The following is a 25,585-nucleotide window of genomic DNA, read 5'->3' as shown; positions in this document are numbered from 1 at the left end:
ACACTGTGATTGGCTGATCGTCATGGCAGGTAGAGCGCGCACAACTACCGCAGCATCAGCTCTGCGTCGGCGGCCACAGCTGTCCGAGGACGTTGCGGGCCATGTGCGGCATCTCGTCATGTCCGGAGAAGTCAGCCCCGGCGACTACATCCGATTGGACGAGACGGCGGCCGAACTCGGTGTCAGCGTCACGCCGGTTCGAGAGGCTTTGCTGACGCTTCGAGGCGAGGGAATGGTCGAGCTCGTACCGCATCGCGGATACGTGGTCTCGGAACTGACTCCAGCCGACATCGTGGACATCTTTTGGCTGCAGGGCCGGATTGCCGTCGAGTTGGTTCGGCGCGCGGCACCGAAAATCGGCGAGTCGGAGATCGCCGAGCTGAGACAGTTCAATGCGTCTTTAGCCGCCGCCGTGGCAAACGGGAAGGCCGAGGAAGTCGAAATCAACGAGTTCGAGTTCCACCGAGTAATCAACAGACTGGCCGAGGCGAGCAAGTTGGCGTGGTTTCTCAACAACGCGACTCGCTACACCCCCACCCGACTCTATGCGTCGGACCCCGAATGGGGCCGCGCGGCCGTGCGCAACCACGAGCAGCTGATCGAGGCCCTGGACGCCGGCGACGTCGACGCGGCCTGCACTTTGATGCGCAAGCAATTCACCGACGGCGCCGAGCGTTTGATCGCGTACCGCGACATGTGAGTGGGGATACGTCGTGTAAGACGTGTCCCCACTCGCACGTTTGTCCTACTAGGAGCGGAGCGAGTCCGGCGCTGTGAACCGCTCGCCGTACTTGGCCGCGAGCTCGTCGGCGCGCGCAACGAAGCCCGCCTGACCACCCTTGTAGCCGACGATGTACTGGTGTACGCCGCCGGTCCAGGCTGGGTACCCGATGCCGAAGATGGACCCGATGTTGGCGTCGGCCGTGGAAGTCAGCACGCCTTCGTCGAAGCACTTCTGCGTCTCGAGTGCCTCGATGAAGAGCATGCGCTCGATGAGATCCTCGAACGGAGCTTCCGAGGTACCCGACTTGAACGCATCACGCAGTCCGGGCCACAGGCCGGTGCGCTTGCCGTCGGCGTACTCGTAGAAGCCTGCACCCTTGAGCTTGCTGGGACGCTCGAACTCGTCGACCATCTTGTTGATGACCGCACCAGCCGGATCCTCAGCAGGAGTGCCGCCTGCGGCGATCACCGAGTCCGCGGTTTCCTTGCGGATCTTCTGCATCAGCGTCAGCGTCAGCTCATCCGAGAGCTGCAGCGGCGCTGCAGGGTAGCCCGCTTGTAGACCTGCCTGCTCGATGGATGCCGGCTCGACGCCCTCGCCGAGCATCGCGATTGCCTCGTTGATGAAGGTGCCGATGACGCGCGAGGTGAAGAATCCACGGCTGTCGTTGACAACGATCGGGGTCTTCTTGATGAGCTGGACCAGGTCGAATGCCTTTGCCAGAGCAGCGTCCGACGTCTTCTCACCGCGAATGATCTCCACTAGCGGCATCTTGTCGACCGGGCTGAAGAAGTGGATCCCGATGAAGTCTTCCTGGCGCTTGATTCCCTTCGCCAGGCTCGTGATCGGCAGCGTCGAGGTGTTCGAGCCGAGCAACGACGTCGGATCGACGAGGTCCTCGATCTCCTGGAACACCTTCTGCTTGAGCTCCTCGGACTCGAAGACTGCCTCGATGACGAGATCGGCGCCTTCGACATCCTTGGCATCGGCGGTCGGGTGGATCCGAGCCAGCAGTGCGTCGGACTTCTCCTGGGTGGTCTTCCCACGCGAGAGTGCCTTGGCCTCGATGGCCTCGGAGTACGCCTTGCCCTTCTGCGCAGACTCGATGGCTATGTCCTTGAGCACGACGTCGATGCCGGCCTTTGCGCACACGTAGGCAATTCCGGCGCCCATCATGCCTGCACCGAGGACTGCGACCTTGGTGAACTTCGTCTTCTCGATACCGTCCGGACGCGACTTGCCTGCGTTGATCGCCTGAATGTCGAAGAAGAACGCCTGAATCATGTTCTTCGAGATCTGCCCGGTGACCAACTCGGTGAAGTACCGCGACTCGATGGTCGACGCGTTGTCGAAGTCGACCTGGGCCCCTTCGACTGCAGCGGCGAGGATTGCACGCGGCGCGGGCATCGGTGCACCCTTGAGCTGCTTGCGCAGGTTCGAGGGGAAGGCAGGCAGAACCGCGGCCATCGCTGGACTCGACGGTGTTCCACCTGGAATCTTGTAGCCCTTGACGTCCCAAGGAGCGACGCCGCCCTCTGGATTGGCCTTGATCCACGCCTTGGCTGCCGGTACGAGCGCGTCGATGCTGTCGACGAGTTCGTGGACGAGACCGATCTCGAGCGCCTTGTCGGGACGGAATCGGGTGCCCTGGGCGAGGACCGTCATGAAGCCGGTCTGGATGCCGAGGAGGCGGGTGATGCGTGTGACGCCACCGCCACCGGGAAGCAGTCCGAGGGAGACCTCGGGGAGGCCGAGCTGGACTCCGGATACGTTCGCCGCAATACGGTGATGCGTTGCGAGTGCGATTTCGAAACCACCGCCGAGTGCAGCACCGTTGATAGCTGCGACGACGGGGGTGCCGAGCTTCTCTATGCGGCGCAGCTGCGCTTTGAGGTTCTGGGCCTCGTCGAACACCTGCTGTGCGTCGTCGGGTCCGATCTTCATCATGTTCTTCAGGTCGCCACCGGCGAAGAAGGTCTTCTTCGCGGAGGTGATGACTACACCCGTGATCGAGTCTTTTTCGGCTTCGAGACGGTCGATGGTAGTGGCCATCGAGTCCTTGTACAGCTGGTTCATCGTGTTGGCGCCCTGGTTGGGGTCGTCCATCGTGAGCACGACGATGCCGTCGGAGTCCTGCTCCCACTTGATCATGTTGTCTTTGCTTGCTTCAGTGTTTGTCATGTCTCCGCCTCAGACTCGCTCGATGATGGTGGCAACGCCCATGCCGCCGCCGATGCACAGGGTGATGAGTGCGTAACGGCCGCCGCGGCGCTCGAGCTCGTCGAGCACAGTTCCGGTGATCATGGCTCCGGTGGCGCCCAGCGGGTGACCCATAGCGATAGCTCCGCCGTTGACGTTGAGCTTCTCGTTCGGGATGTTCAGGTCCTTCTGGAACCGCAGCACGACCGAGGCGAACGCCTCGTTCAACTCGAAGAGATCGATGTCGTCGACGGTCAGGCCTGCCGCCGCAAGAGCCTTCTTCGCTGCCGGTGTCGGTCCGGTGAGCATGATGGTGGTGTCGGCGCCGCTCGTCGCGGTTGCTACGACACGCGCTCGCGGAACGAGATTCAGGTCTTTGCCTGCCTGCTCGCTGCCGACAAGAACGAGGGCTGCACCGTCGACGATGCCGGAACTGTTACCACCGGTGTGCACGTGCTTGATCTTGTCGATCCAGTGGTACTTCTGCAGCGCGACGTCGTCGAATCCGCCCATGGCGCCAACTCCGGCGAACGCCGGGTTCAGCTTGCCGAGCGATTCGACGGTACTTCCCGGACGCATGTGCTCGTCCTGATCGAGGATGAGCAGACCATTCTGATCTGTGACGGGCACGACCGACTTGGCGAAGTATCCACCCGACCATGCTGCTGCCGCGCGCTCCTGCGACTGCACTGCGTATGCGTCGACGTCTTCGCGAGTGAAGCCCTCGATCGTCGCGATCAGGTCGGCGCCGATCCCCTGCGGGGCGAAGTAGGTGTCGTAGTTGGTTGCAGGATCCATCGCCCACGCGCCACCGTCGCTACCCATCGGAACACGAGACATCGATTCGACGCCGCCTGCGATCACGAGCTCATCCCAGCCCGAGCGCACCTTCTGTGCGGCGAGGTTGATTGCTTCGAGACCGGAAGCGCAGAACCGGTTGAGCTGGAGTCCGCCCACGGTGTCCGGCATCTTCGCGGCGAGAACGGCGGTGCGGGCAATGTCCATGCCCTGATCGCCTACCGGCGACACGACGCCCAGGATCAGGTCCGAGATGCGGTTCTCGTCCAGATCCGGGAATCGACGACGAAGTTCGTCGATCAGCCCGGTAACCAGCGAGAGCGGCTTCACGGAATGCAGCGAGCCGTTCTTCCCTTTACCGCGCGGGGTTCTGATGGCTTCGTAAATGAACGCCTCTGTAGTCACAGCGTGCAGTTCCTTCCACGTACTGATTTCGGTGGCAGCGCCGGTCAGGACGCTGCAGGACACGAGGAATACACCTCGGCTGTGTACAGACTAGAACGTGTTACCGCAGAAGCGACAGGACCTAAACGAGCATTGTCTGTGACCGAACGGGCAGTTTGGGTTTCGAAGGTGCTGGGTAGACCTACAATCGACATAGCGGGGGGATATTTGTGGAAGATCAGGAGTTGATGTCCATGGACACCCAGCAGCCCGTTGCTGTCGGCGCACATGTGAAGGTCCGTTACAGCTCCGATGCCGAGCTCTCGCGCGAGCAGTGGCCAAAAGAGTCCGGCGTAGTCAAGGAAGACTTCGGCGACCAACAAGCCTCGGTGACAGATCGTGGCTGGGCTCTCGCCCGTCGATATGCGGTCGCGCTCGACGACGGACGCCTCGTATTCGTGGATCCGGAAGATATCGAGCCGGCCTAGCTCCTTGTTGTCGAGTGCACAAGAGCGCACTCGGCGACAACTTCGCCTGAGCGGATTTCTCCGTTACGAGCAGCGCTACTCCTTCAGAGGAGTTCCGCCCAGCTGGGTTTGGATCAACTCCAGCGCCACGGTATCCGGGTCGCGCCTGATCGACGGATCCGCTGGCTCCGCGGCCGCCTTCATGAGCTCTTCCTCGTCCTCAGCGGTTTCCGGCGGTGGCGGACCTGTCGGCTCGGGGTCGTCAGGGTAGTCCGGCGCTTCAGGTGGCGGAATATCTTCGTACCCCGATCCATCCCCCGCCGACCCGAACGCATCTTCGGTCGTTCGCGCCGTCTTGTTGCTCTGGCTCGGTCGTGAGAATTTCGTCGACGGGGCTTTCGGAGCCTCGGGACCACCCTTTGATACCGTGGCCTCTTCGGTCGGTGCAGTCGCACCCACGACGCAGGTCACAGCCCAATCGACTCCGAACACATCACGCAATGCGTCGCGAATGACATCGGCGTTTCGCGGTTCCCCAAGCCTCTTGGCCAGCGGAGCCGAGTCGTGGCCGAGGGTGATCGAATCGATGTCGACGGCGCGCACCGACGCCCCGGACAACATGACCTCGACCGTACGGCTGCGCTCACGAACCTTGGTCCTGACCTCGGACCACACCGCACGTACCGCCGCCGCGTCGGGTTGATTCGACTCTGCGACGGGAGCCGGCGCGGGCTCAGGCTCAGTCACAACCGGCTCACTGACAACCGGCTCAACTACAGCTGAAGGCTCGGGCTTGGATTCAGTCTCGGGCTCTCGCTCCGGCTGAGATACAAGAGCCGGCTCGGGCACCGAAGGCGACTCGTGACTGGCGACGAGCGCAGGCTCCGCACTCGGTTCGGGCACAGCATTCGGCATTGGCTCCGCCACGTGGACCGGCTCGGGCTCAGGCTGCCGTTCCGGCTGTGGTTCCGGCTCGGGCTGTGGTTCCGGCTCGGGCTGTGGTTCCGGCTCGGGCTGTGGTTCCGGCTCCGGCGTCACGATGGGCGCCGGCACAGGCACGGTCACCGAAGGCGGGGACGTGGGCGTGGGCGTGGCAGGTGCCGCAGCGGGCGTAGGTGCAGGCACGGCTGGCGTAGGTGCCTCAGCCACGGGCCGTTGCGAGGGGCGGACGAACTTCGACGGAGTGTCCTCCACCGGGGCCGTTGGTGCCGACGCCTCGATCCGCCTAGGGGCCGCATTTTCGACGACCGCGGCCCGATCGACCGCGGCCCGATCGACCGCGGCCTGCTCACCGGCGGGAAGGGTCACGTCGAGACGCCGTTCCAGACGCTCGAGACGTTGCAGCACAGCAGATTCGGCGTCGGAAGCGGACGGCAGAAGCATGCGTGCACACATCACCTCGAGGAGAAGTCGCGGTGCCGTGGCGCCACGCATCTCCCCCAATCCGGAGTGCACGATTTCCGCGTACCGCGCCAAGGTTGCCGCGCCGATGCGCGTCGACTCGTCACGGAGTCGTTCGAGCACGTCGCCAGGCACATCGACCAGACCGCGTTCCCCGGCGTCGGGCACGGCACGCATCAGGATAAGGTCGCGCAGCCGTTCGAGGAGGTCAGCGGCGAACCTGCGGGGGTCGTGACCGGCGTCGACGACCTTGTCGATGGTGCCGAAAAGGGAGCCACCGTCGCCGGCTGCGAGAGCGTCGACTGCCTCGTCGATCAAAGCGACATCGGTGACTCCGAGCAAGGACAACGCCCGCGGGTACGTCACGCCCTCCGGACCAGCGCCCGCGAGAAGCTGATCCAACACGCTCAGCGAGTCACGCGGCGATCCACCTCCTGCCCGGATGACGAGCGGAAACACTGGATCCGCGACGATCGCGTTCTCCTGCGCACAGATCTTCTCGAGCAGTCCGCGCATGGTCGACGGGGGCAGCAACCGGAACGGGTAATGGTGCGTGCGTGACCGAATGGTCGGCAGCACCTTCTCCGGCTCGGTGGTGGCGAAAATGAAGACCAGGTGCTCCGGCGGCTCCTCGACCACCTTGAGCAGCGCGTTGAAGCCCGCCGTGGTCACCATGTGCGCCTCGTCGATGATGAAGATGACGTAGCGCGACTCGGCGGGTGCGTACACCGCTTTGTCCCGAAGATCACGAGCATCGTCGACGCCGCCGTGACTTGCTGCATCCATCTCTACGACGTCGAAGTTTCCGGGGCCACCCGGTGCGAGCGCGACACAGGAATTGCACACCCCACAAGGTGTGGAGGTAGGGCCCTCGGCGCAGTTCAACGACCGCGCGAGGATGCGTGCCGACGAAGTCTTGCCGCAGCCACGTGGGCCGGAGAAGAGGTAGGCGTGGTTGATTCGGTTGGAGTTGAGCGCCACACTCAAGGGCTCGGTGACGTGCTCCTGCCCGACAACCTCAGCGAACGTCGCAGGACGGTACTTCCGGTAGAGAGCCACGCCGAAAGGGTACCGGCGAGTGCCGACATCGGCGTCGATGGCCCAACCTCGAGTTCACAACCGCGGTGTCACGACCATCCGGATGTTCGAGATCTCGATACTCCGCCTGGTCTGCAACCGTTCCGACCAGGCATGCAACGTACCGGAATCGAGAAGGATGTCACCGATCGTGTCCTTGACGATGCCCACGCCCGCGGTAAGTACATCGACCGTCACCACGGTGCCGAGCGCGATGGCCCCAGCGAGGGCATCGGCATCTCGGGCCGGGAGGTGATGAACGGTCTTCACACGCGCAGCCAATCGGGCTACATCGACTTCGGCTGGAACACCTGTCACGAGGGCGCGCGCCAACTCCCCGACATCGGTGCGTTGCGGCAAGATGGGAACAATGCGCGGCTGTAGCGGTCGAGGTTCCATCCTGGCCACCTCTGTCGGTACGAAGTCGCCGGTGAGCACTGGGGCGTAGCCCGCGGATCGCAACGCCGCGAGCACCTTGTGCGTCGGTATCGACGGGACCAGGACTGAGTCATCGCACCTTTCGGCCTCGAACAGTGCGCGCGCATGAATCTCTGCAATGAGCGCGGCATCTCGAGACTCGATACGCCCGGACACCCCGTCGACGGTGATAGTCCCGTGCCTGCGCACGACGTCACGGATCAAGTATTCGAGTGACTGTGGCATTTCGGTCGATGCGGTTGCAGCCAAGCACTCGAGTAGTTCTTCGCCGGAGCTACCTCGATCGAGCCAGCCGCGGATCGATCGGTCGCTGAACCGCCAGGCCGACGCAGCACCGCGCGCTTCGCGGGTCGCTGCCCCCGTGAGAAGCAGCGAAACACGTTCGCTCACAGGTCCGGACACCACGGCAGTGAGATCGGGCAACAACCGCACTGCTGATTCTGCTCGGTGAACGAGCTCGTGCACCGCGGGTGCAAACACCGTCGCATCGACGGTAGTACCCAGCCTGCCGAGCAATCGTGACAGGTCTGTCGGAGCACCGTCGACGATGATCCCGAGTGCGGATGCCTCGCGCCATACGGCCGCGACATCACCGGCGTTTGCCTCGGCCGCGAACCGGGGCAGCTTCCACACCGTGTAGTCCACAGCCGAGTCGACGTCGAGAAAACCACCGTCCGGGATCGAGTCGATCATCCGTCGACGAAGCACCGCCGTCGACGGATTCGGAGCGATCGGACCGAGTATCCGAGCACGCTTGCCGTTCGCTTGCAAGGAATTCGTTGCGGCGCCCTCCGACCACCACCACGCTTCCACAAATTTGGTGTATTTCGTTGCCCGGTCCATCGATTGCCATTCGTCGTACTCGGTCGTGCATCGCAGTAGCGGGGCACGAGCTTCGACAAGACGCAGCTCGCCGGAGAGACCGAGAACCAGTTCGACGACGTCGACATCAGCACCGACGCCCTTGGCAAGCGTCCGAACCTCACGGCTCCCCACTCCCCCCGCCCTGACCGCTTTCACAGAGCCTGCATCGACTTCGACGAGCACTGCTTCGACGAGGTCGCAGAACCCGGCCACAGCAAGTTCCTGAGATTGCACATTCGCCGCGCCTCGCTCGACCAAGACTGGCTGCGACACTTCGAGGAGCGCGTGCAGACTCAGACGTTCTACGTCGTCGACGATGGAGGCGTAGCCCGCACCTACCGGCGAGCAGAGTCCGAGATCGATCAGCGATCCCACAGCTCGATCTACATCGGATGTCGTGCAATGGATCCCCTCCGCGACCGCTGCGCCGATGTCCGAACGCGACATCGATTCGCCTCCAGCGAGTATCACGAGCAATGAGAGGGCACCCACGTCGAGTTCACGCATGGCGGCATCCAACGATCGATCCCGCCGCAGGAGGTGACCGAGTGCGGCATACGTGCGTGGCGGCGGATCGAGTGCCACGTCGAGACGCTTGTGGAGAAGGGAGGCCAGCGAGGCCTCGTCGAGGCTCTGCAGCCAGTGCTCATACGTCACTTGTTCTTGGCTGCTGCCTTGGCTGCCTTCTTGAATTCACGGACCTCGAGGAGCGACTTCTCGTCGACGACATCGGCAATCGACCGCCGCGATCCCTCGTCGCCGTAAGCGCCCGCGGCCTTGCGCCACCCGTCGGGCGTCACTCCCATCTGCTTGCCCAGCAACGCGAGAAAGATGCGGGCCTTCTGATCTCCGTATCCAGGCAAAGCCTTCAGTCGCTTCAGTACTTCGGGTCCGTCAGGACTCTCGCGGCGCCAGATCTGATCCGGGTTGCCGTCGTAGTTCTCGACCAGGTATTCCGCGAGTCCTTGAATGCGTTTGGCCATCGAAGCCGGAAAGCGATGTACTGCAGGCGTGATGGCGCACACGGCCGCGAACTCCTCAGGGTCGGCCGTAGCGATGGTCTCGACGTCCAGATCGCCGAGACGGTCGACGAGCTTCTTGGGACCGGCGAATGCCGATTCCATCGGAACCTGCTGATCGAGAAGCATTCCGATCAGCAACGCGAAAGGGTCCTCGGCGAGCAGCGCATCGGCTTCGGGGTCGCCGACCAGGTGCAGAGTAGGAGACATGACTCCGATCCTCCCATGCGGCAGGAAATTCCGTTATCGGGTTCCAGCCGCGATGTCGTGGCCGCACAGTGTGGCTCGACTATGTCTCGTCGGACCGAAATTCACCTGTGACGAGAAAAATGACCCGCTTGGCAACCTCGACAGTGTGATCGGAGAACCGTTCATAGAATCGGCCGAGCAACGTGATGTCGACTGCAGCAGGAATGCCGTGCGGCCAGCCCGGCGCCGACGTCAGCGTGAACAAGCTCCGGTGGAGTTCGTCCATCGCTTCATCCTTGGTCTGCAGCTCGGCGGCCAATTCCGCGTCGCGGGAGAGCAGAACCTTGCGAGTCGAATCCGCCTGTTCGACGGCGACGCGTCCCATCTCGGCGAACACTCTCTCCACCTCGACCGGTAGTACGTGCGCCGGGTGCCTGCGCCGTGCGAGCTCGGCGACGTGGATAGCCAACCCACCCATCCGTTGGAGATCGGCGACTATGTGAAGTCCACTGACCATGATCCGCAGGTCCAGTGCGACGGGCGACTGCAGCGCGAGGACACCGAAAGCTTGGTGCTCCCAGTCGGCTGCGGCTCGGTCGATTGCTTCCCTGCCGGAGATGGTGTGTTCGGCGACCGCGAGATCAGCGGTGAGCAGGGCTCGGGTAGCCGACTCCATCGCTGCCTCAGCGAGTCCGCACATCGATGCCAGATCGGCCGCAAGGGTCCCCAACGTGACGTTGTACTGCTCACGCATAGGTCACCTATCTCCGTTGGGCTTACTCGATTGACTTCGATCGATCATGATCATCCGCCGCCGTCCCTCGCTGTGTACGTACTTCACTCTGTTACCCGAGTGTTGATCCTCCTACACTTAGGAAACCTATGGCACTTCGGTGAACATATGGAATCGTGCACACGTGACGGTACTCAAATCCATCCTGTTGTTCGGCGTCGCCGCAGTGTTGGAGATCGGCGGGGCATGGCTGGTGTGGCAGGGGGTCAAAGAGCACCGCGGTTGGATCTGGGTCGGCGCAGGTGTCGTTGCGCTCGGTGCTTACGGCTTTGTCGCGACGCTGCAGCCGGACGCCAATTTCGGCCGCATCCTCGCCGCGTACGGCGGTGTCTTCGTCGCGGGATCTCTCGCCTGGGGAATGATTGCCGACGGTTTCGAGCCGGACAGGTGGGACGTGACGGGAGCAGTACTCTGCCTTCTCGGCGTCGCCGTGATCATGTACGGCCCGCGCTGACAGTGCACGGACCGTACGAGATCACCTCAGCAATTCGACGGCGCCGGAACTCCGTAGAATCGATCCTTCATCCAGCTCTGCGCTTCGCCGAGTCCGAGTAGATCCGGAATCAGGTGTCCTGCACCAGATCCTGGAACAATGGCCGGAACCTGCGCACTACTGAGCTGAACGGTAGCGCCCTGACTGCACCAGTCAGCGGCAAGCTGCACAGCCTGGCCGTGCGGGACGATGTCATCGGAAGTGCCGGACTGGATGAGCACGGGTGCGTCCGGTGTCCGCTCGCCGATCTTGTTGGCCGCCAATATCTCTTGGGCCCTGGGTAGCCTGTCGAGAACAACCGACATCGGTTCGCCAGTGTTGGTGTACTCCTGCGTGCGATGCAACCCGACCGTCAGAATCGTGTCGCCGACACACTGATCCGCGACCTGTTTCAGCATCGCCTGGCCTGCGCCGTTGATGTTCTCGTCGAGGATCTGACGCAGATCGGGGTCGGATTCGAGCAAACCGTTGAGCGTGTACCCGATAACGCCGGTGAGGATGGTGCCGTCCACCTGTTCGAGTGTCGACTTCAGATCAGCAGGCGGAGCCCCTGCGTACGTTCCGACGATGTTCAGTTCGGGCGCGTACTCGGATGCGAGCTCTGCACCGGACGCCGCCGCGCCACCACCCTGCGAGTAGCCGTACAGCCCGACCGGTCCTTCGGTGGAAATCTTTGTGCCGGAAAGACTCTGCGCCGCCCGAGCAGCATCGAGAACAGCATGTCCTTCGGCAGCGCGGTTGACGTAAGTGTGCGCACCCGGGGTGCCGAGCCCCTCGTAGTCGGTGATGACGACGCCATACCCCTGAGACAGCAACGCGTACGCGGCGAGCACTTCGTACTCCACCATGGCGTCGAACGGCGGCGTGTAGGTGATGAGGTTGTTCAACATCTTCGATGGCGCACACTGGTCGCCCTGCCCCTGCGTACCAGGCGCGAGACTCACGAGTGGTCGCGGGCCCGGGCCGGTCCAGTCTGCTGCCGGATCGATGTAGGTGCCCGTCACTGCGATCGGATCACCGTTGGAGTCATTGCTGCGGTACATGATTCGAGTTGCCTCGCCGGGGAGTGTCCCACCGATGGTGGGCACCGAGATCGCCAAACTCGAGGGCTCGGAGCGAATGACGTCTCCGGCGTCGCCGTCGGGCAGCGGGCTCGGAGGTAGGTAGAAGTCGGACTCCACCGTCGATCCGGTCGATGAACCCGATGGCGGCTGAGCCGACGCCAAGGGCGTCATCGCTGTTGCTGCCAGCAGAACGGCTCCGACGGCCGGTCCGACTACCCGTGACGCTCGCATGCATTACCCCCATAGGTCCACTGTCGCCGCCGTTATTACTAGGCAGTAGCAACACTCGTGACGGACCATACGTGATGTACAGCACAGGCGAAAGACTGATGGTTCAACCCACCGCGCACCGGCGTGAACCTTGTGAACAATCACAAAAACCAGATCAGCGGCGACGGCGATGCATTGCAGCTTTGGCCGAGTCGAGCTCGATTCCGGTGAGTGCACGCCCCGGCAGAGCGGTCGCCGCACCGGGTTCGGATCGGAGCCCGTCGAGAACCACGGTGAAATAGCGTCGCCAATTGCCGGCGTCCACCGCGGAGGTGAATTCGGCGCCTGTGGAGACCATGCTGATCAGCGGAATGATGTCGTTGACCTCGACGTCGCCGCGGAGCTGACCCGACGCCTTCGCTCGGAGTACGATCTTCTCGACGAAGGGCTCGAGCCGTTCGCGCACCTGCGCGATCCCCGCGCAGCCCTCGTCCGTGCCGAGTACGACCTCACCGAGACCCCGGTCTGCGGACATCCCCTCGCACAATCTATCGAGGAACACCACGAGGCCTTGCCACGGGTCGGCGGTGGTCAACGCCTCCTCAGCGAACACGGTCATCTCCTCGAGCCGCTGTTCGAAGACACCATCGATGAGCTCTTCTTTGCACGAGAAGCGCCGATAGACGGTTCCGACGCCGACCTTCGCATGATCGGCGACGTCGTCGAGAGTGATGTCGATTCCGCGCAATGCGAACAGCTCGCGAGCTGCCTCGACGATGCGTTTGCGGTTTCGTTCCGCGTCGGCCCGAAGCGGCTTCTTTGCCGCTGTGTCAGCTCTCACACTCATCTGAATGTCCGTTTCACCCGATAAGCGGAGGATTGACCTCCGCTTAGCTGCTACCTTTGGTCGATAACCGGAGAGTACACCTCCGCATAGTCGACAGAAGGACGAATATGACCGCATTGTCTTCGGATAGCGTCGAGACATCGACGTCACCGGCCTCGGAAGAAACTGCTGACGCAAAATCACATCGCGTTCGCTGGCTGGTTCTCGCCACCCTTGGCCTGGCTCAGCTCATGGTCGTGCTGGACGCGACCATCGTGAACATCGCGTTGCCGGCGGCCCAGCTCGATCTCGGCTTCGACAACAGCAACCGTTCCTGGATCATCACCGCCTACGCGCTGGCCTTCGGCAGTCTCCTGCTCCTCGGCGGCCGACTCAGCGATCTGTTCGGTCGTCGCAACACCTTCCTCGTCGGGCTCGTCGGCTTCGCCCTCATGTCCGCGGTCGGGGGCGCATCGGTGAACTTCGGAATGCTCGTCGCAGCTCGCGCAGGCCAGGGCGTATTCGGTGCACTTCTCGCACCGGCGGCACTGTCGCTGCTGGCAACCACGTTCACGGATCCGAAGGAGCGAGCGAAAGCATTCGGCATCTTCGGTGCAATCGCCGGTGGCGGTGGCGCGTTGGGCCTGTTGCTCGGCGGCATACTGACCGAGTGGGCGACCTGGCGTTGGAGCCTCTACGTCAACCTGATCTTCGCCGGGGTGGCGTTCATCGCCGGATTCATCCTGCTGGCCAAGCATGCGGTCACCACCAGGCCCAAGCTCGATATTCCGGGAACAGTCACCGTCTCGGCCGCGCTGTTCGCCATCGTATACGGTTTCGCACACGCAGAATCCGACGGCTGGGGCAACACGGTCACCCTTGCGTTCCTCATCATCGGTACAGCATTGCTCGGAGTGTTCGTCGTCCTCCAGCGACGCGTCGTGCATCCTCTGCTGCCACTGCGCATCATCCTCGACCGGACACGCGCCGGGTCATTCCTCGCTGTCTTCGTCACCGGCGCAGGCATGTTCGCGGTGTTCCTCTTCCTCACCTATTACATGCAGAGCACACTCGGCTACACACCGATCACCACCGGATTCGCATTCATGCCGATGATCGGCGCGTTGATAGTGACCGCAACTGTCTCGACGGGAGTGATCCTGCCGCGATTCGGCCCCCGGGTACTGATTCCGACAGGCCTGCTGATCGCCGGGGTCGGAATGAGTCTCCTGACTCAGGTTTCACTGGACAGCACCTACCCGATGCACATCCTGCCCGGCTTGATCATCATGGGCCTCGGACTCGGCGCCTCCATGGCTCCGGCCTTTCAGAGTGCAATCTCCGGGGTGAACCTCGACGACTCGGGCGTCGCCTCCGCCACGGTCAACACTATGCAGCAGATCGGCGGCTCGATCGGTACGGCGCTGCTCAGTACCGTCGCAGCGAGCGCCGCAGCCACGTACGTCACAGACAACGTGGCGACGGCATCGAGTGCGGCGTTGCTGCAGGCCAACGCCGAACTCGCCAGCTACACAACGACGTTCTGGTGGGCAAGTGGGATCTTCGTGCTGGGCGCGGTCGTCACGGGGTTCCTGTTGCGACCGGGCCTACTCGCCGAAGCGCCAGAAGGCGCGGTAGTTATCGGTCACTGAGCGACTACGCCAGAGCTGAATGGAATACGCCCTCTCGGGCGTATTCCATTCACCTGTCGAGAAGCCTTTCGGTCGCGGCGAGCAAAACGCACGTCGCGACCCCGTCCATCGACTTCTGCAGATCATCCAAGGATGGGAAGCTAGGAGCGAGCCGGATGTTTCGGTCCTCGGGATCGTCTCCGTACGGGAATGCCGAACCCGCTCCCGTCAACGCGATGCCGGCGTTCTTCGCCAAGGCGATCGAGCGAGCTGCGGTGCCCTCGAGCACGTCGAGGGAGATGAAGTAGCCACCCTTCGGCTCCGTCCACGACGCGATCTTCGACGCCCCGAGCCGGTCTTCGAGGATCTGACCGACGAGCGCAAACTTCGGTGCAAGGAGGTCCCGATGCTTGGCCATATGGGCGCGGACACCGTCGGCGTCGCCGAAGAACCGCAAGTGCCGAAGCTGATTCAGCTTGTCCGGACCGATGCTCTTCTTACCCAAATGCTTCTGGTACCACGCGAGATTCTCGTCCGAGCTGCCGAAGAAGCTGACGCCCGCACCCGCGAACGTGATCTTCGACGTCGACGCCAGTACGAACGGGCGATTCGGGTATCCGGCTTCGGCCGCCCACCCGAGGATGTCGTGGGACGGGGCGAACTCTTCCACCAGCGGATGCACTGCGTAAGCGTTGTCCCAGAACAGACGGAAGTCCGGGGCGGCAGTCGGCATGGATGCCAACGCTCGCACTACTTCCTCGGAGTACACGGCCCCTGTGGGGTTCGAGTAATTCGGAACCGCCCACATACCCTTGATCTGCGGGTCCGACGAGACGAGCCGGGTGATCTCGTTGATGTCGGGCCCGTCGGGAAGCATCGGGACTGCGATCATGTCGATGCCGAAGCTCTCGGCGATTGCGAAGTGCCGGTCGTATCCGGGCGCCGGGCACAAGAAGCGAATATTGGGCTCGGCCGACCAAGGTCGCGGCGAATCGGGAAGACCGTGCAGCAGTGACCACACAACCAGGTCGTGCATGATTTCGAGGCTTGCATTGTTGCCGGCCAGTAGATTCTTCACCGGAATACCGAGGATCTCACCGAAGATTGCTCGTAGCTCGGGAAGACCTGCGAGGCCTCCGTAATTGCGGCAGTCGGTTCCGTTGCCGTCGCGGTAGTCCTCGCCAGGAAGCGTCAGCAGACCGGCAGCAAGATCGAGCTGTTCGGGCGACGGCTTCCCTCTGGTCAGGTCGAGTGCGAGATTCTCGTTCTCGAGCTGCTGGTACTTGGCAGACTGGCGCTCGTTCTCGGAGACGAGCTCCTCATGGCTCATCAACCCCATTTGGGTTTGCGCTGGCATGTGGAGCTTCCCTCTCGGTGTCGGGGCTCGAAATCTCGTCCCTTGAAAGTAAAGGGGACCCCGCGCACCCGGCAGAGCCCGTTGACCCTTGCTGCCTTCCGGCCCTGGGGGAGTTCACAGGATGCGCGCCGCGCGGGATCCATTGAAGAGTCTAACCACAGTGGCGGACGTGCCGGTTCGGTGGCCCTCACCGGAGGCCGTTTGGGATCTGGAGGGGGTTATCCGGTACGCTTCCACACGGAGGATTCGCCTAGTGGCCTATGGCGCTCGCCTGGAACGCGGGTTGGGTTAACGCCCTCAGGGGTTCAAATCCCCTATCCTCCGCAGAGAAGCCCCTGCAACCGTTCGGTTGCAGGGGCTTTCTTCATATCGGTGCAGGTCCGCGGAGTCCGTTTCCTACGCAATCCGATTTCGATCTCCGACGAGGGCGAATGTTGGGAGAATCGGCCACATGACCACGCCGGAATCGACCGCCGACCGCTATCGCCGCCTCGCAGGCGTACTTACTCGCCGCATCGAGGCAGTGCCGCCCGACAAGTGGGACATCGCCTCCACCTGTGCGGGATGGAGCATCCGCGACGTCGTGAAACACCTCATCGAGACCGAGAAGGGCGCACTCGAACCCGTCGGCCTCTCCATCCCCGACGGCCCATCTGTCGACGACAATCCAGCCGCCGCCTGGGCCCACACCCGCGACAGCATGCAGGGCATTCTCGACGACCCCGCCCGCGCGAACCTCGAGTACGACGGACATTTCGGGAAAACCGATCTAGCGTCGTCGATCGGGTCGTTCTACAGCCTTGACTTGATCGTTCACGCGTGGGACATCGCGCACCCGGCGGGCGTCGACGCAACCATCGCCGACCAGGACCTCGACTTCGTCGAAGCCTTCATCGAGCAGATAGGCGACAACATTCGGATGGAGGGAGTGTGTGGTCCGGCCGTCGAGGTGCCGGAGTCGGCCGATCGACAGAGAAAGGTGCTCGCCCAGTTGGGTCGCGAGGCCTGAAAGCGCCTCACCCATCGCTTGAATGAACCCTTCATACGATCAGATAGCTAGAAGGGTCCATTCAAGCCGGCGGTGGTGGTGAACACCAGGCGGCGGTGGTGGTGCACACCAACCGGCGGGGCGAACACAAGCCGGCGGGGGCGAGGGCACACTACTTCGCCGACCACCCACCATCCATGGCGTAGGACGCCCCGGTGACCATGCCCGCGTCCGCGGACGTCAGCCATCCGACCAACGAGGCAACTTCCGACGGTTCGACGAGCCGTTTGATCGCGCTCTCGGCCAGCATGACCTGTTGGAGCACCTCTTCTTCCGGAATACCATGCGCGGCAGCCTGATCGGTGACTTGTTTCTCGACCAGCGGGGTTCGGACGTAGCCCGGATTGACGCAGTTGCTTGTCACTCCATGCGGGCCACCTTCGAGCGCGGTGACTTTCGAGAGTCCTTCGAGGCCGTGTTTGGCCGTGACGTAGGCAACTTTGAATGCAGAGGCACGTAGGCCGTGCACAGAGGAAATGTTCACGATTCGGCCGAATCCACGAGAGTACATGTGCGGCAACGCGGCTCGGACGAGAAGGAAGGGCGCTTCGACCATCAGCGTCTGGATCCGACGAAATGCCGTTGGATCGAAATCGACTATCGCCGAGACGGTCTGTATGCCGGCGTTGTTGATCAGAATGTCGGTGTCGAGAGTGAGGTTCTCCAGAGCCGCGACGTCCGATAGGTCCACCGCCCACGACTCCCCGTGCAGTTCCGATGCCACCTCCTTCGCCGCGACTTCGTCGACGTCGGCGATGGTGACTCTCGCGCCCCGATCCGCGAGCATCCGGGCACACGCTGCACCGATGCCGCCTGCCCCACCGGTGACGAGTGCGGACCTCCCGGTCAGGTCCGTCACTTCAGTCCTGCCTTGGCCAGTTCTGCCTCGGTTGCAAGGTTTTTGGCGTCTGCGATATCGATGGACTCCAGCGCAAGACCCTTTGTCTCACGGGCAGCGATGACCGCAACCAGCGTGATGGTGCACGCACCGGCCAGGTACCACGCAATCGGGACCGAGGATCCGTACCTGTTCAGCAAGAACACTGCGATGATCGGCGCCAGTGAGCCGGCGACGATCGAGGTGACCTGATAACCCAGGGAGACGCCGGAGTAACGCATACGCGTCGGGAACATTTCGGCCATGATTGCCGGCTGGGTGGCGTACATGAAGGCGTGGAAGACCAGGCCGATGATGATGGCGAGCATGATGACGGCGTTGTGCCCGCTGTTGAACATCGGGAATGCGAAGAAGCCCCACGTGCCGGCGGTCAGTGCACCGAACAGGTAGACCGGCCGTCGACCGATTCGGTCGGCTAGACGTCCTACCAGCGGAATGACGGCGAAGTGGACGGCATGAGCTGCGAGCATCCACCACAGGATCGTCTGGGTGTCGGTGCCGACCTCGACTTTGAGGTAGGTGATGGTGAACGTGACGACGAGGTAGTACATGACGTTTTCGCCGAACCGAAGACCCATCGCAGTGAGAACGCCACGCGGGTAACGCTTTACGACCTCGAAGACGCCGTACGACGCGGCCTTGATGACCTCGGCCTGCTTCTGTGCCTCTAGGAAGATCGGGGCATCGGTGACCTTGGTGCGGATGTAGTAGCCCACGAACACGATGACGGCGGAGAGCCAGAACGCGACACGCCAGCCCCAGCTGAGGAAGGCTGCGTCGGACAGCGTTGTGGTCAGGACGAGAAGCACGACGGTGGCGAGAAGGTTTCCGGCGGGTACCCCGGCCTGTGGCCAGCTGGCCCAGAATCCGCGACTCTTGTTCGGACTGTGTTCTGCCACAAGCAGAACTGCGCCACCCCATTCGCCACCGACTGCGAAGCCCTGGATGAATCGAAGCAGCACGAGAAGCGCGGGGGCCCAGTAGCCGATCTGGTTGAAGGTCGGGAGGCAACCCATGAGGAACGTCGCACCGCCGACGAGCACCAGACTGAACTGCAGTAACTTCTTTCGGCCGTACTTGTCCCCGTAGTGACCGAAGACGATACCGCCAAGTGGGCGAGCCACGAATCCGACGGCGTAGGTGACGAATGCAGCGAGGATGGCATCGAGTTCGCTGGTGCCGGCTGCGAAGAAGATCTTCGAGAACACCAGCGTCGCTGCAGTGCCGTAGAGGAAAAACTCGTACCACTCGACGATCGTGCCTGCCATCGACGCGGCAACGACCTTCTTGAGCCCGGTCGGGGCTGCGTCCGGGTCTGGACCGCCGGGTTGTGTCCGATCGTCAACGCTCATGTTCATCTCCTTGTGTGATCGAAAGCCGTCGTACCCAAAAGTGTGACGGGGTACACAGTGGATCGCTGCTACTGAGTATTGATGCAGATCGGTATGCAGACAATGGCCAAGACTGCAGGCCCAGTCTGCAAAAATGCAGATATGGCACGCGATCTGCCCGGCCCCAGCGCGGACGACCTCTTAGTGCTGCTCGCTGTGGAGCGCAGCGGGAGGTTCAGCTCCGCAGCCAACGAACTGGGCGTCAACCACACCACCATCTCGAGGAGAATCGCGACACTCGAAGCCGGCCTCGGCGGCCGCGTTCTCATCCGGGCAGGCGGAGGGTGGGAACTCACCGAGCTGGGACGCGGTGCTCTCCGCGCGGCCGAGGGTGTCGAAGCGGCGATGAGATCACTCGAAAGCGGGGATGAATCTGGACAGATCGAAGGCGTCGTCCGACTCTCGGCGACCGACGGATTCAGCGCATACATAGCAGCTCCAGCAGCTGCTCGCGTGCAGCGCCAGCACCCGAAAGTGGCAGTAGAAATCGTCGCGGTCACTCGTCGCGCGTCCCAGCAGCGGTCCGGTTTGGATATCGAGATCGTCGTCGGTGAACCGCAGTTGCATCGCGCGCAGGCCATCAGGCTCGGGGATTACCGTCTCGGCCTCTACGCGTCGAGGGATTACCTTGTGGATCACGGAACACCGGGTACCGTCGACGACCTCGCCGACCATCCGCTGGTGTATTTCATCGACTCGATGCTCCAGGTCGACGACCTCGATCTCGCGCCCAACTTCACCCCGACCATGCGTGAATCGGTTTCCTCGACCAACGTTTTCGTGCATGTCGAAGCCACCCGGGCATCGGCGGGCATCGGCCTGCTGCCGTGCTTCATGGCAGATCGGCACGGGGACCTCGTCAGGATTCTGGACGACACCGTCGCCACACGACTGTCCTACTGGCTCGTCACCCGGCAGGAATCGCTACGGCGGCCCGAGGTATCTGCAGTAGTCGACGAGATCCGCGCGGTGGTAATCGAGCAGCGAGCGGAGTTATTGGGGGAGAATTGACCGTCTGTGCGGAGGTACGAAGTGCGCCCCTGCGTATACCGTCGTGCACACGTAAATTCCGACTGGCAAGGAGCGTCCCTCGATGTCCGATATCGACTTCTATTTCGATCCGGTGTGCCCTTTCGCATGGATGACCAGCAAATGGGTTCGTAAGGTGCAGGCGCAGCGTGATTACACGGTCGACTGGCGATTCATCTCCCTGCGCCTGCTCAATTCTCACATCGACTACGCGTCCCACTTTCCACCTGAGTACGAGGCCGGCCACACCGCAGGTCTACGACTGCTCAGGGCCGCCGCAGACATTCGTCGCGAGCACGGGCCCGCTGCGATCGGGCCACTGTATGCCGCCCTCGGTACGCAAATTTTCGATACCGATGTGGTGCCCGACGACGCTTCGAGCCACGGTTATCGCGGCACCGCGGCATTCCTGGCACCGATCCTCGAACAACTGGGCTTGCCGACTCGGCACACCGGCGCACTGGATGATTCCTCGTTGGACGAGGAAATTCGTGCCGAGACCGACCATGCGCTCTCGCTGACCGGCAAGGACGTCGGCACACCGATCATTGCTTTCGAGCCTCCGGACGGAGTTGCATTCTTCGGCCCGGTGATCAGCAGACTGCCCAGCGATGAAGAGGCAGTCCCTCTGTGGGACAACGTGATCGGACTCGCACGCTTCCCAGGGTTTGCCGAAATGAAGCGCAGCATGCGTGAGCTTCCACAACTGAAGGCTCTGGGTGTAGCGGAGGACGAAGTCGGTACGCAGCAAGACTGGCACGCCGGTAGCCGACGTCAGAAGAAATGACTACCGGCGGGGTCACACCGAGGGGACCGACCCCACGCGAACCTGGATGTGACCACCGCGTACCGATGCCGGCTGCACCGTGTCGAGTCGAGTGGGCATTGCAGCCCAGGGGTGAGCGTCGATGTCGGATCCACCGAGTCGGCATGCCAGGCGCGCAAGCGGTGTCCATAATTCTGCGCGTCCGACAGGTTTCTGCATATCTACCACTGCCACGACTCCCCCTGCCCGGGTAGCGCCGATCATCGCATCGAGCGCGATCTGCCATTGCGCCATCAGCGACAACGCGTAGGTACTGATAGCCGCGTCGAAGGGAACGTGATCTCCCAGGTCCACCGAGTCGAGTTCGGTGGCGTCCGCTGAGATGAGGGTGACGTTCTCCCACCCAGCAGAGGTAGCGCGTCGCCTGGCCTGCTCGAGCATCTGCGGGCTCGAATCGACTCCGGTGATCGAACCTGTCGGCCCGATCTGCCGCTGCAGCAAAGCGAAGTTGAGGCCGGTTCCGCAGCCGATGTCGAGGACATGACTGCCCTTCGACAAAGCCATCAGATCGATCGCTGCCGTACGACCAGCGCGATAGATCGGCCACTCGAAAGAAATGACGTCGTACATGCGCGCCGAAATCGTGTACGGCGTCGGCTTCTTCATCGGTCTGTCCATTTCGTCGAGGCCTTCAGGGCACACTCTGTCGCTATGGGAACACCGCAGGACACTCGAAGGGTTCCATAGCTGTGCCCGAAATCGAATCCGACGCCATCAACGACGCTCAGGCACGCAATTTTCGTCTTTACGTCGAACCGGAGATCGAGGTGCTCTTGCGCGTTGCCGCCACCTTGACTGGGCCCTCGCAAGCCGAGGACCTCGTGCAGGAGACGCTCATACGTGCGTGGCGCAGCGTCGATAGCTTCGACGGGCGCCACCCTCGAGCGTGGTTGCTGACCATTCTGCGCAACACCAACATGAACATGCATCGACGGCAGCGGCCGGACACATTCGCCGAGCTCGGCGACTACTTGTCCACCCGGCCCGCGTTCGGCGTCGAGGAACTCGGAACCGAGGAGAGAGTCATGACATCCATCTTGTCCGACGACCTCGAGCGGGCTGTCGGGTCGCTGGATCCGAAATTCCGGACGGTTCTGTTACTGATCGACGTCGATCAACTCACCTACGCCGAGGCCGCCAACGTTCTGGACGTCCCGGTCGGAACGGTGATGTCTCGATTGAGCCGCGCCCGTGATCGGGTTCGACGCAGGCTACGTCCCACATTCGCCGCTGCCACCGGAAAGGGAAAGCCATGATGAAGACCGCGCGGATGATGCTCACCTGCCATTGGTCGGCTCGACGATTGCAGCGTTATCTCGACGCCGACCCGTCGGGCCGGCTCGATCCCACCGAGGTGCGCAGGATCGAGGCACACCTTGCCGTGTGCGCCAGATGCCGGGCCGCCGAGGGCGAGTTCCGTCAGATCGATACGGCGTTGTCCAGGTGGACGGTACGGACGGTGCCCGACGAGAAGAGCGTCGAGCATGCTCGAAAATTCGTGGATCGACTTACCCGAGGTGACATGACATGAGTTCGATACCGACCGAAGCCGATGTCGTCGTGGTGGGTGGCGGTACAGCAGGCATCGTTGCAGCCAAGACTGCTGCTGGATTCGGCGTGCGCGTCGTACTGATCGAGCGGGAGCGGCCCGGCGGTGACTGCCTGTGGACCGGGTGTGTGCCGTCCAAGGCACTACTGGCGGCGGCGTCGACCGCCGCCACGATCCGGGACGCGCGCAGCTTCGGGATCGACGCAGGCGAGCCGCGCGTGGACTTTCCCCGTGTCATGGCGCGCGTTCAGCACGCCATCGCCGAGATCGCCCCGATCGATTCTCCGGAAGCGCTCACCGAAGCGGGGGTGACCGTCGTCGCCGGTGATGCCGTGTTCACCGGACCAGGCACCGTGGCCGTCGGATCGGGGTCCTTGCGTTTCGGCCAAGCCATCATCACCACCGGTGCCAGTCCATCCGTACCGCCGATTTCAGGGTTGGACACGACGGACTACCTCACCAGCGAGACACTATGGTCCCTGACGTCGCTGCCGGAACGATTACTCGTCATCGGGGCCGGCACCGTCGGTTGCGAAATGGCTCAGGCCTTTGCCCGACTCGGTTCGACTGTCACCCTCGTCGGTCGGGCCGAGACCATTCTTCCGAGGGAGGACGCCTCGGCATCGGCAGTACTGTCCGCAGCGCTCACCGACGAGGGAGTGCGCATTCTGACCTCTACGACGGTCACCCGAATCGACGACGGGGAGGCCATCACCGATACCGGCCTCGCGTGTACGTTCGACGAAGTCCTCGTCGCCACGGGCCGTACTCCTCGAACCACGGGGTTGGGCTTGGACGCCGCCGGGGTGTCACTGCAAAAGCTCGGTTACGTCGTGGTCGACGATCATCTCCGCACCACCAATCCCCGCATCTGGGCTGCCGGAGATCTGACCGGTCACCCACAGTTCACCCACGTGGCTGGGATGCACGGCAGCCTCGCGGCGAGCAATGCCGTACTCGGTGTACTCCGAAAGATCGACAAGACCGGCACTCCACGCGTCACCTTCACCGATCCCGAAATCGCCTCTGCTGGAATCGATGTGCGCACAGCGAAGCGTATTCCCGGGTTGCGATTGCAGACACTCGAACACGACGACGTCGATCGCGCGGTCACCGAGGGCAAAACCACCGGCTTCACGACGCTGGTACTCGACGGCAAGCGCCGCATCGTCGGTGCCAGCGTGGTGGGGCCACGGGCGGGCGAAACCATCGGCGAACTGATTCTCGCCGTCAAGCAGGGCCTGCGCACTCGCGATCTCGCCGGTGCCACCCACCCCTATCCGACGTACAACGACGGGCCGTGGAACGCTGCGGTCGGCGACGTCCGTTCGCAGTTGAGCACTCCCGTCGTATCTCGCGCGCTGAACACCCTCGCGAAAGCCCGAGGTAGGTGGATCGTCAGGAGAGAGCGCGGTAACCGGCAATGATGCGTTGACCCGAACTGACTGCTACCACCGCCGCCCATACCGTTGCGATCTGCCACGATACTGCGGGAAACAACAGCCAGAGACTGTGCACGGCAATCGTTTCTGCTCCTTCGGCCAACCCGCCCAGAAATGACAGCGAGCGGCCGTCGTCGAGTGTTCTGCCCGTTCTTTCAGCGATGGAGGAGAACGCAAGAAATGCTGTGCCGTTGATGTAGTAGGCCAGCAACACCAGTAGAAATGGCCACCACGGGGCGTCGTAACCTGCCGACGCGCCGACCGCGACGCCCACGACCGTTGCCCCGTAGACGGTGAAATCCGCTGTGATGTCGAAGAACCCGCCCGCACCGGAGGTTGGTCCGCCACCGCGGAGTCGTCTACGGGCCAGTGGTCCATCGAGTCCGTCGGCCAGGCGCGATAGGATCCACAGCGCCAACGCGAGCAGCCAGAACTGCAGCCCCGCGGCTACTGCGCTGCCCAGACCCAGCAGCAGACCGACCGCGGTGATTCGGTCCGGGGTGACCTGGCTGATGTCGAGGATTCGTGCACACCGATCCAACGGCCCCTCGAGCTTGCGACGCAGATAGCTGTCGATCATGGGGCCGCGATGTCGTCGAGATGTGAGCCGTTCGATTCCGGGTCGCTCTTCAGGCCGAGACGTTTGGCAGCCAACGACGACCCGACGCCGATCACGAGGACGGCAACCAGGGCAGCGGCGAACGGCCAGGACAGCGGAGAGGTGCCGTACGCCCCGAGTGCGGTGAAGCCGACAGTGGCCGGAATGATGCCTGCCGCCGTGCCCAGTAGGTATTCGCGCTGTCCCACGGCGCTGATGCCCGCCGCGTAGTTGACCACAGAAAATGGGAACAGTGGGATCAAGCGGACGATGAACACCGACATCAAACCGCGTCGACCGAGCATGTCGTCCAGCCTGCGGAGCTTGCCCCACTCCGTGCGCTCGACCGATCCACGGCCGAGCGCACGCGCCGCCCAATAACCTAAATAGGCACCCCCGGTGGCAGCCACGACCACCACCGTCGCACCCACCGCCAGCCCGAAGAGCAATCCGGAAGCAATCGTGAGTGCGCTGGCGGGGAACGGCGTCGCCGACAGGACGACGTACAGAACGACGAACGCAACGATTCCCCACACACCCGCGTCCGAGACCAACGTTCGTATCGACTCCGGGTCCGGAAGGTCCACATTCACGGCCACGATGACGACCACCGCGATCGAGACGGCAGCAGCTGCCAGCTTGATCACGGTAGTGCGGCGACGTGCCTGCCGGGGGTCCTGCTTCACAATGGGTACCTCTCGTGCTCGACACACAAAAACAGTTCTTCTACGACGGGAAGTCCTCGACTACCCCAGTGTGTTCCCCTATCACCGGATTCGACCGATTACCGTAGATCAGGCAGCGTCGACTTTGTCTGCATCCTCGGACCAGGAGGCCCACGTTGTTTTCTCGATCTCATACCCGTCGACC

General features: G+C 62.9%; 24 protein-coding genes, 1 tRNA gene and 1 other RNA gene. 11 read left to right on the top strand and 15 right to left on the bottom strand.

The features are described 5' to 3' along the window. Nucleotides 1-22: 22 nt before the first annotated feature. Entirely contained in the window at nt 23-700 is a 678-nt protein-coding gene (locus O1W68_RS07275) for a GntR family transcriptional regulator (RefSeq protein WP_269302252.1), read from the top strand. Between the two features lie 48 nt (nt 701-748). Here O1W68_RS07275 and O1W68_RS07270 read toward each other — a convergent pair whose 3' ends face one another. Next, on the bottom strand, nt 749-2,905 hold the full coding sequence (locus O1W68_RS07270) for a 3-hydroxyacyl-CoA dehydrogenase NAD-binding domain-containing protein (protein ID WP_269302250.1): 2,157 nt from the start codon (nt 2,903-2,905) through the stop codon (nt 749-751). A gap of 9 nt (nt 2,906-2,914) precedes the next feature. Next, the gene (locus O1W68_RS07265; protein ID WP_269302866.1) at nt 2,915-4,126 is read right to left on the bottom strand and encodes an acetyl-CoA C-acetyltransferase; all 1,212 of its coding nucleotides are present in this window, start codon (nt 4,124-4,126) and stop codon (nt 2,915-2,917) included. 233 nt (nt 4,127-4,359) lie between these two features. Here O1W68_RS07265 and O1W68_RS07260 point away from each other — a divergent pair, with 233 nt between their 5' ends. After that, a complete protein-coding gene (locus O1W68_RS07260) occupies nt 4,360-4,593 on the top strand; it encodes a hypothetical protein (RefSeq protein ID WP_269302249.1) in 234 nt (77 codons plus the stop codon). A 75-nt stretch (nt 4,594-4,668) separates the two neighbouring features. Here O1W68_RS07260 and O1W68_RS07255 read toward each other — a convergent pair whose 3' ends face one another. From O1W68_RS07255 to phoU, 4 genes are all read right to left on the bottom strand, one after another. Then, nucleotides 4,669-7,032 carry a DNA polymerase III subunit gamma and tau gene (locus tag O1W68_RS07255; RefSeq protein WP_269302247.1) on the bottom strand — a complete coding sequence of 788 codons (2,364 nt, stop codon included), beginning with the start codon at nt 7,030-7,032 and terminating at the stop codon, nt 4,669-4,671. Nucleotides 7,033-7,086: 54 nt separating this feature from the next. Then, the gene (locus O1W68_RS07250; RefSeq protein WP_269302245.1) at nt 7,087-9,009 is read right to left on the bottom strand and encodes a helicase-associated domain-containing protein; all 1,923 of its coding nucleotides are present in this window, start codon (nt 9,007-9,009) and stop codon (nt 7,087-7,089) included. Beyond that, nucleotides 9,006-9,581, bottom strand: coding sequence for an HhH-GPD-type base excision DNA repair protein (locus O1W68_RS07245; protein ID WP_269302243.1), 576 nt, complete (start codon nt 9,579-9,581; stop codon nt 9,006-9,008). Before O1W68_RS07245 ends, O1W68_RS07250 begins: the two co-directional genes overlap by 4 nt. A 79-nt stretch (nt 9,582-9,660) precedes the next feature. After that, complete coding sequence (gene phoU, locus O1W68_RS07240) at nt 9,661-10,314, bottom strand: phosphate signaling complex protein PhoU (RefSeq protein WP_269302241.1); 654 nt, start codon at nt 10,312-10,314, stop codon at nt 9,661-9,663. Nucleotides 10,315-10,477: 163 nt separating this feature from the next. On the opposite strand from phoU, the gene O1W68_RS07235 reads away from it, so the two are divergent. Continuing rightward, entirely contained in the window at nt 10,478-10,807 is a 330-nt protein-coding gene (locus O1W68_RS07235; protein ID WP_269302240.1) for a YnfA family protein, read from the top strand. A gap of 26 nt (nt 10,808-10,833) precedes the next feature. On the opposite strand, the gene O1W68_RS07230 is transcribed toward O1W68_RS07235, so the two are convergent. Next, nucleotides 10,834-12,141, bottom strand: a complete 1,308-nt coding sequence (locus tag O1W68_RS07230; protein WP_269302239.1) for a lipase family protein — start codon at nt 12,139-12,141, stop codon at nt 10,834-10,836. Between the two features lie 154 nt (nt 12,142-12,295). Then, nucleotides 12,296-12,967: a TetR/AcrR family transcriptional regulator gene (locus O1W68_RS07225; protein ID WP_269302237.1), complete on the bottom strand. Its 672-nt coding sequence runs from the start codon at nt 12,965-12,967 to the stop codon at nt 12,296-12,298. Between the two features lie 107 nt (nt 12,968-13,074). Between O1W68_RS07225 and O1W68_RS07220 the strand changes: the two genes are divergently transcribed. Continuing rightward, nucleotides 13,075-14,598, top strand: a complete 1,524-nt coding sequence (locus O1W68_RS07220) for an MFS transporter (RefSeq protein WP_269302235.1) — start codon at nt 13,075-13,077, stop codon at nt 14,596-14,598. Nucleotides 14,599-14,647: 49 nt separating this feature from the next. On the opposite strand, the gene O1W68_RS07215 is transcribed toward O1W68_RS07220, so the two are convergent. Together O1W68_RS07215 and ffs are read right to left on the bottom strand one after the other, a co-directional pair. Then, nucleotides 14,648-15,934: an aminotransferase class I/II-fold pyridoxal phosphate-dependent enzyme gene (locus tag O1W68_RS07215; RefSeq protein ID WP_269302234.1), complete on the bottom strand. Its 1,287-nt coding sequence runs from the start codon at nt 15,932-15,934 to the stop codon at nt 14,648-14,650. 49 nt (nt 15,935-15,983) lie between these two features. Further along, an RNA gene (gene ffs, locus O1W68_RS07210) (signal recognition particle sRNA small type) lies at nt 15,984-16,078 on the bottom strand. A 95-nt stretch (nt 16,079-16,173) separates the two neighbouring features. On the opposite strand from ffs, the gene O1W68_RS07205 reads away from it, so the two are divergent. Together O1W68_RS07205 and O1W68_RS07200 are read left to right on the top strand one after the other, a co-directional pair. Continuing rightward, nucleotides 16,174-16,258, top strand: a tRNA-Ser gene (locus O1W68_RS07205). A gap of 127 nt (nt 16,259-16,385) precedes the next feature. Continuing rightward, nucleotides 16,386-16,943, top strand: a complete 558-nt coding sequence (locus tag O1W68_RS07200; protein WP_269302233.1) for a TIGR03086 family metal-binding protein — start codon at nt 16,386-16,388, stop codon at nt 16,941-16,943. Nucleotides 16,944-17,094: 151 nt separating this feature from the next. Here the strand turns inward: O1W68_RS07200 and O1W68_RS07195 are convergent, their stop codons facing one another. Both O1W68_RS07195 and O1W68_RS07190 read right to left on the bottom strand, forming a co-directional pair. Beyond that, entirely contained in the window at nt 17,095-17,841 is a 747-nt protein-coding gene (locus O1W68_RS07195) for a 3-hydroxybutyrate dehydrogenase (RefSeq protein ID WP_269302232.1), read from the bottom strand. After that, nucleotides 17,838-19,232, bottom strand: a complete 1,395-nt coding sequence (locus O1W68_RS07190) for an MFS transporter (RefSeq protein ID WP_269302231.1) — start codon at nt 19,230-19,232, stop codon at nt 17,838-17,840. Before O1W68_RS07190 ends, O1W68_RS07195 begins: the two co-directional genes overlap by 4 nt. 141 nt (nt 19,233-19,373) lie before the next feature. Here O1W68_RS07190 and O1W68_RS07185 point away from each other — a divergent pair, with 141 nt between their 5' ends. Together O1W68_RS07185 and O1W68_RS07180 are read left to right on the top strand one after the other, a co-directional pair. After that, a complete protein-coding gene (locus O1W68_RS07185) occupies nt 19,374-20,282 on the top strand; it encodes a LysR family transcriptional regulator (protein ID WP_442972294.1) in 909 nt (302 codons plus the stop codon). Between the two features lie 82 nt (nt 20,283-20,364). Next, the gene (locus O1W68_RS07180) at nt 20,365-21,087 is read left to right on the top strand and encodes a mycothiol-dependent nitroreductase Rv2466c family protein (RefSeq protein ID WP_269302229.1); all 723 of its coding nucleotides are present in this window, start codon (nt 20,365-20,367) and stop codon (nt 21,085-21,087) included. Nucleotides 21,088-21,099: 12 nt separating this feature from the next. Here the strand turns inward: O1W68_RS07180 and O1W68_RS07175 are convergent, their stop codons facing one another. Continuing rightward, complete coding sequence (locus O1W68_RS07175; protein ID WP_269302227.1) at nt 21,100-21,732, bottom strand: class I SAM-dependent methyltransferase; 633 nt, start codon at nt 21,730-21,732, stop codon at nt 21,100-21,102. A gap of 83 nt (nt 21,733-21,815) precedes the next feature. Between O1W68_RS07175 and O1W68_RS07170 the strand changes: the two genes are divergently transcribed. From O1W68_RS07170 to O1W68_RS07160, 3 genes are read left to right on the top strand one after another with little or no spacing between them, the layout of a single operon-like run. Beyond that, nucleotides 21,816-22,382, top strand: coding sequence for an RNA polymerase sigma factor (locus tag O1W68_RS07170; protein ID WP_269302226.1), 567 nt, complete (start codon nt 21,816-21,818; stop codon nt 22,380-22,382). Further along, nucleotides 22,379-22,657, top strand: a complete 279-nt coding sequence (locus O1W68_RS07165) for a zf-HC2 domain-containing protein (RefSeq protein WP_136170760.1) — start codon at nt 22,379-22,381, stop codon at nt 22,655-22,657. Before O1W68_RS07170 ends, O1W68_RS07165 begins: the two co-directional genes overlap by 4 nt. Further along, nucleotides 22,654-24,102 carry a dihydrolipoyl dehydrogenase family protein gene (locus O1W68_RS07160; protein WP_269302223.1) on the top strand — a complete coding sequence of 483 codons (1,449 nt, stop codon included), beginning with the start codon at nt 22,654-22,656 and terminating at the stop codon, nt 24,100-24,102. Before O1W68_RS07165 ends, O1W68_RS07160 begins: the two co-directional genes overlap by 4 nt. Here the strand turns inward: O1W68_RS07160 and O1W68_RS07155 are convergent. Both O1W68_RS07155 and O1W68_RS07150 read right to left on the bottom strand, forming a co-directional pair. Next, the gene (locus O1W68_RS07155) at nt 24,074-24,697 is read right to left on the bottom strand and encodes a CDP-alcohol phosphatidyltransferase family protein (RefSeq protein ID WP_269302221.1); all 624 of its coding nucleotides are present in this window, start codon (nt 24,695-24,697) and stop codon (nt 24,074-24,076) included. The genes O1W68_RS07160 and O1W68_RS07155 overlap by 29 nt on opposite strands. Beyond that, entirely contained in the window at nt 24,694-25,401 is a 708-nt protein-coding gene (locus O1W68_RS07150; protein ID WP_269302219.1) for a TVP38/TMEM64 family protein, read from the bottom strand. Before O1W68_RS07150 ends, O1W68_RS07155 begins: the two co-directional genes overlap by 4 nt. Nucleotides 25,402-25,585 lie beyond the last annotated feature (184 nt).

Source organism: Rhodococcus sp. H36-A4, from assembly GCF_027158005.1.
Taxonomy (GTDB): domain Bacteria; phylum Actinomycetota; class Actinomycetes; order Mycobacteriales; family Mycobacteriaceae; genus Rhodococcoides.
Note: the sequence above shows the minus strand (reverse complement) of the source record. Positions and strands in the feature narration are given on the sequence as shown.

Excerpts from the sequence above, each read along its gene's own strand:
- O1W68_RS07215 (WP_269302234.1), bottom strand. The coding sequence starts at position 15,934 with ATGCCAGCGCAAACCCAAATGGGGTTGATGAGCCATGAGGAGCTCGTC.
- O1W68_RS07165 (WP_136170760.1), top strand. The coding sequence starts at position 22,379 with ATGATGAAGACCGCGCGGATGATGCTCACCTGCCATTGGTCGGCTCGA.
- O1W68_RS07175 (WP_269302227.1), bottom strand. The coding sequence starts at position 21,732 with ATGAAGAAGCCGACGCCGTACACGATTTCGGCGCGCATGTACGACGTC.
- phoU (WP_269302241.1), bottom strand. The coding sequence starts at position 10,314 with ATGCGTGAGCAGTACAACGTCACGTTGGGGACCCTTGCGGCCGATCTG.
- O1W68_RS07260 (WP_269302249.1), top strand. The coding sequence starts at position 4,360 with ATGGACACCCAGCAGCCCGTTGCTGTCGGCGCACATGTGAAGGTCCGT.
- O1W68_RS07160 (WP_269302223.1), top strand. The coding sequence starts at position 22,654 with ATGAGTTCGATACCGACCGAAGCCGATGTCGTCGTGGTGGGTGGCGGT.
- O1W68_RS07155 (WP_269302221.1), bottom strand. The coding sequence starts at position 24,697 with ATGATCGACAGCTATCTGCGTCGCAAGCTCGAGGGGCCGTTGGATCGG.
- O1W68_RS07180 (WP_269302229.1), top strand. The coding sequence starts at position 20,365 with ATGTCCGATATCGACTTCTATTTCGATCCGGTGTGCCCTTTCGCATGG.
- O1W68_RS07185 (WP_442972294.1), top strand. The coding sequence starts at position 19,374 with ATGGCACGCGATCTGCCCGGCCCCAGCGCGGACGACCTCTTAGTGCTG.
- O1W68_RS07220 (WP_269302235.1), top strand. The coding sequence starts at position 13,075 with ATGACCGCATTGTCTTCGGATAGCGTCGAGACATCGACGTCACCGGCC.
- O1W68_RS07230 (WP_269302239.1), bottom strand. The coding sequence starts at position 12,141 with ATGCGAGCGTCACGGGTAGTCGGACCGGCCGTCGGAGCCGTTCTGCTG.
- O1W68_RS07270 (WP_269302250.1), bottom strand. The coding sequence starts at position 2,905 with ATGACAAACACTGAAGCAAGCAAAGACAACATGATCAAGTGGGAGCAG.
- O1W68_RS07245 (WP_269302243.1), bottom strand. The coding sequence starts at position 9,581 with ATGTCTCCTACTCTGCACCTGGTCGGCGACCCCGAAGCCGATGCGCTG.
- O1W68_RS07200 (WP_269302233.1), top strand. The coding sequence starts at position 16,386 with ATGACCACGCCGGAATCGACCGCCGACCGCTATCGCCGCCTCGCAGGC.
- O1W68_RS07225 (WP_269302237.1), bottom strand. The coding sequence starts at position 12,967 with ATGAGTGTGAGAGCTGACACAGCGGCAAAGAAGCCGCTTCGGGCCGAC.
- O1W68_RS07190 (WP_269302231.1), bottom strand. The coding sequence starts at position 19,232 with ATGAGCGTTGACGATCGGACACAACCCGGCGGTCCAGACCCGGACGCA.
- O1W68_RS07275 (WP_269302252.1), top strand. The coding sequence starts at position 23 with ATGGCAGGTAGAGCGCGCACAACTACCGCAGCATCAGCTCTGCGTCGG.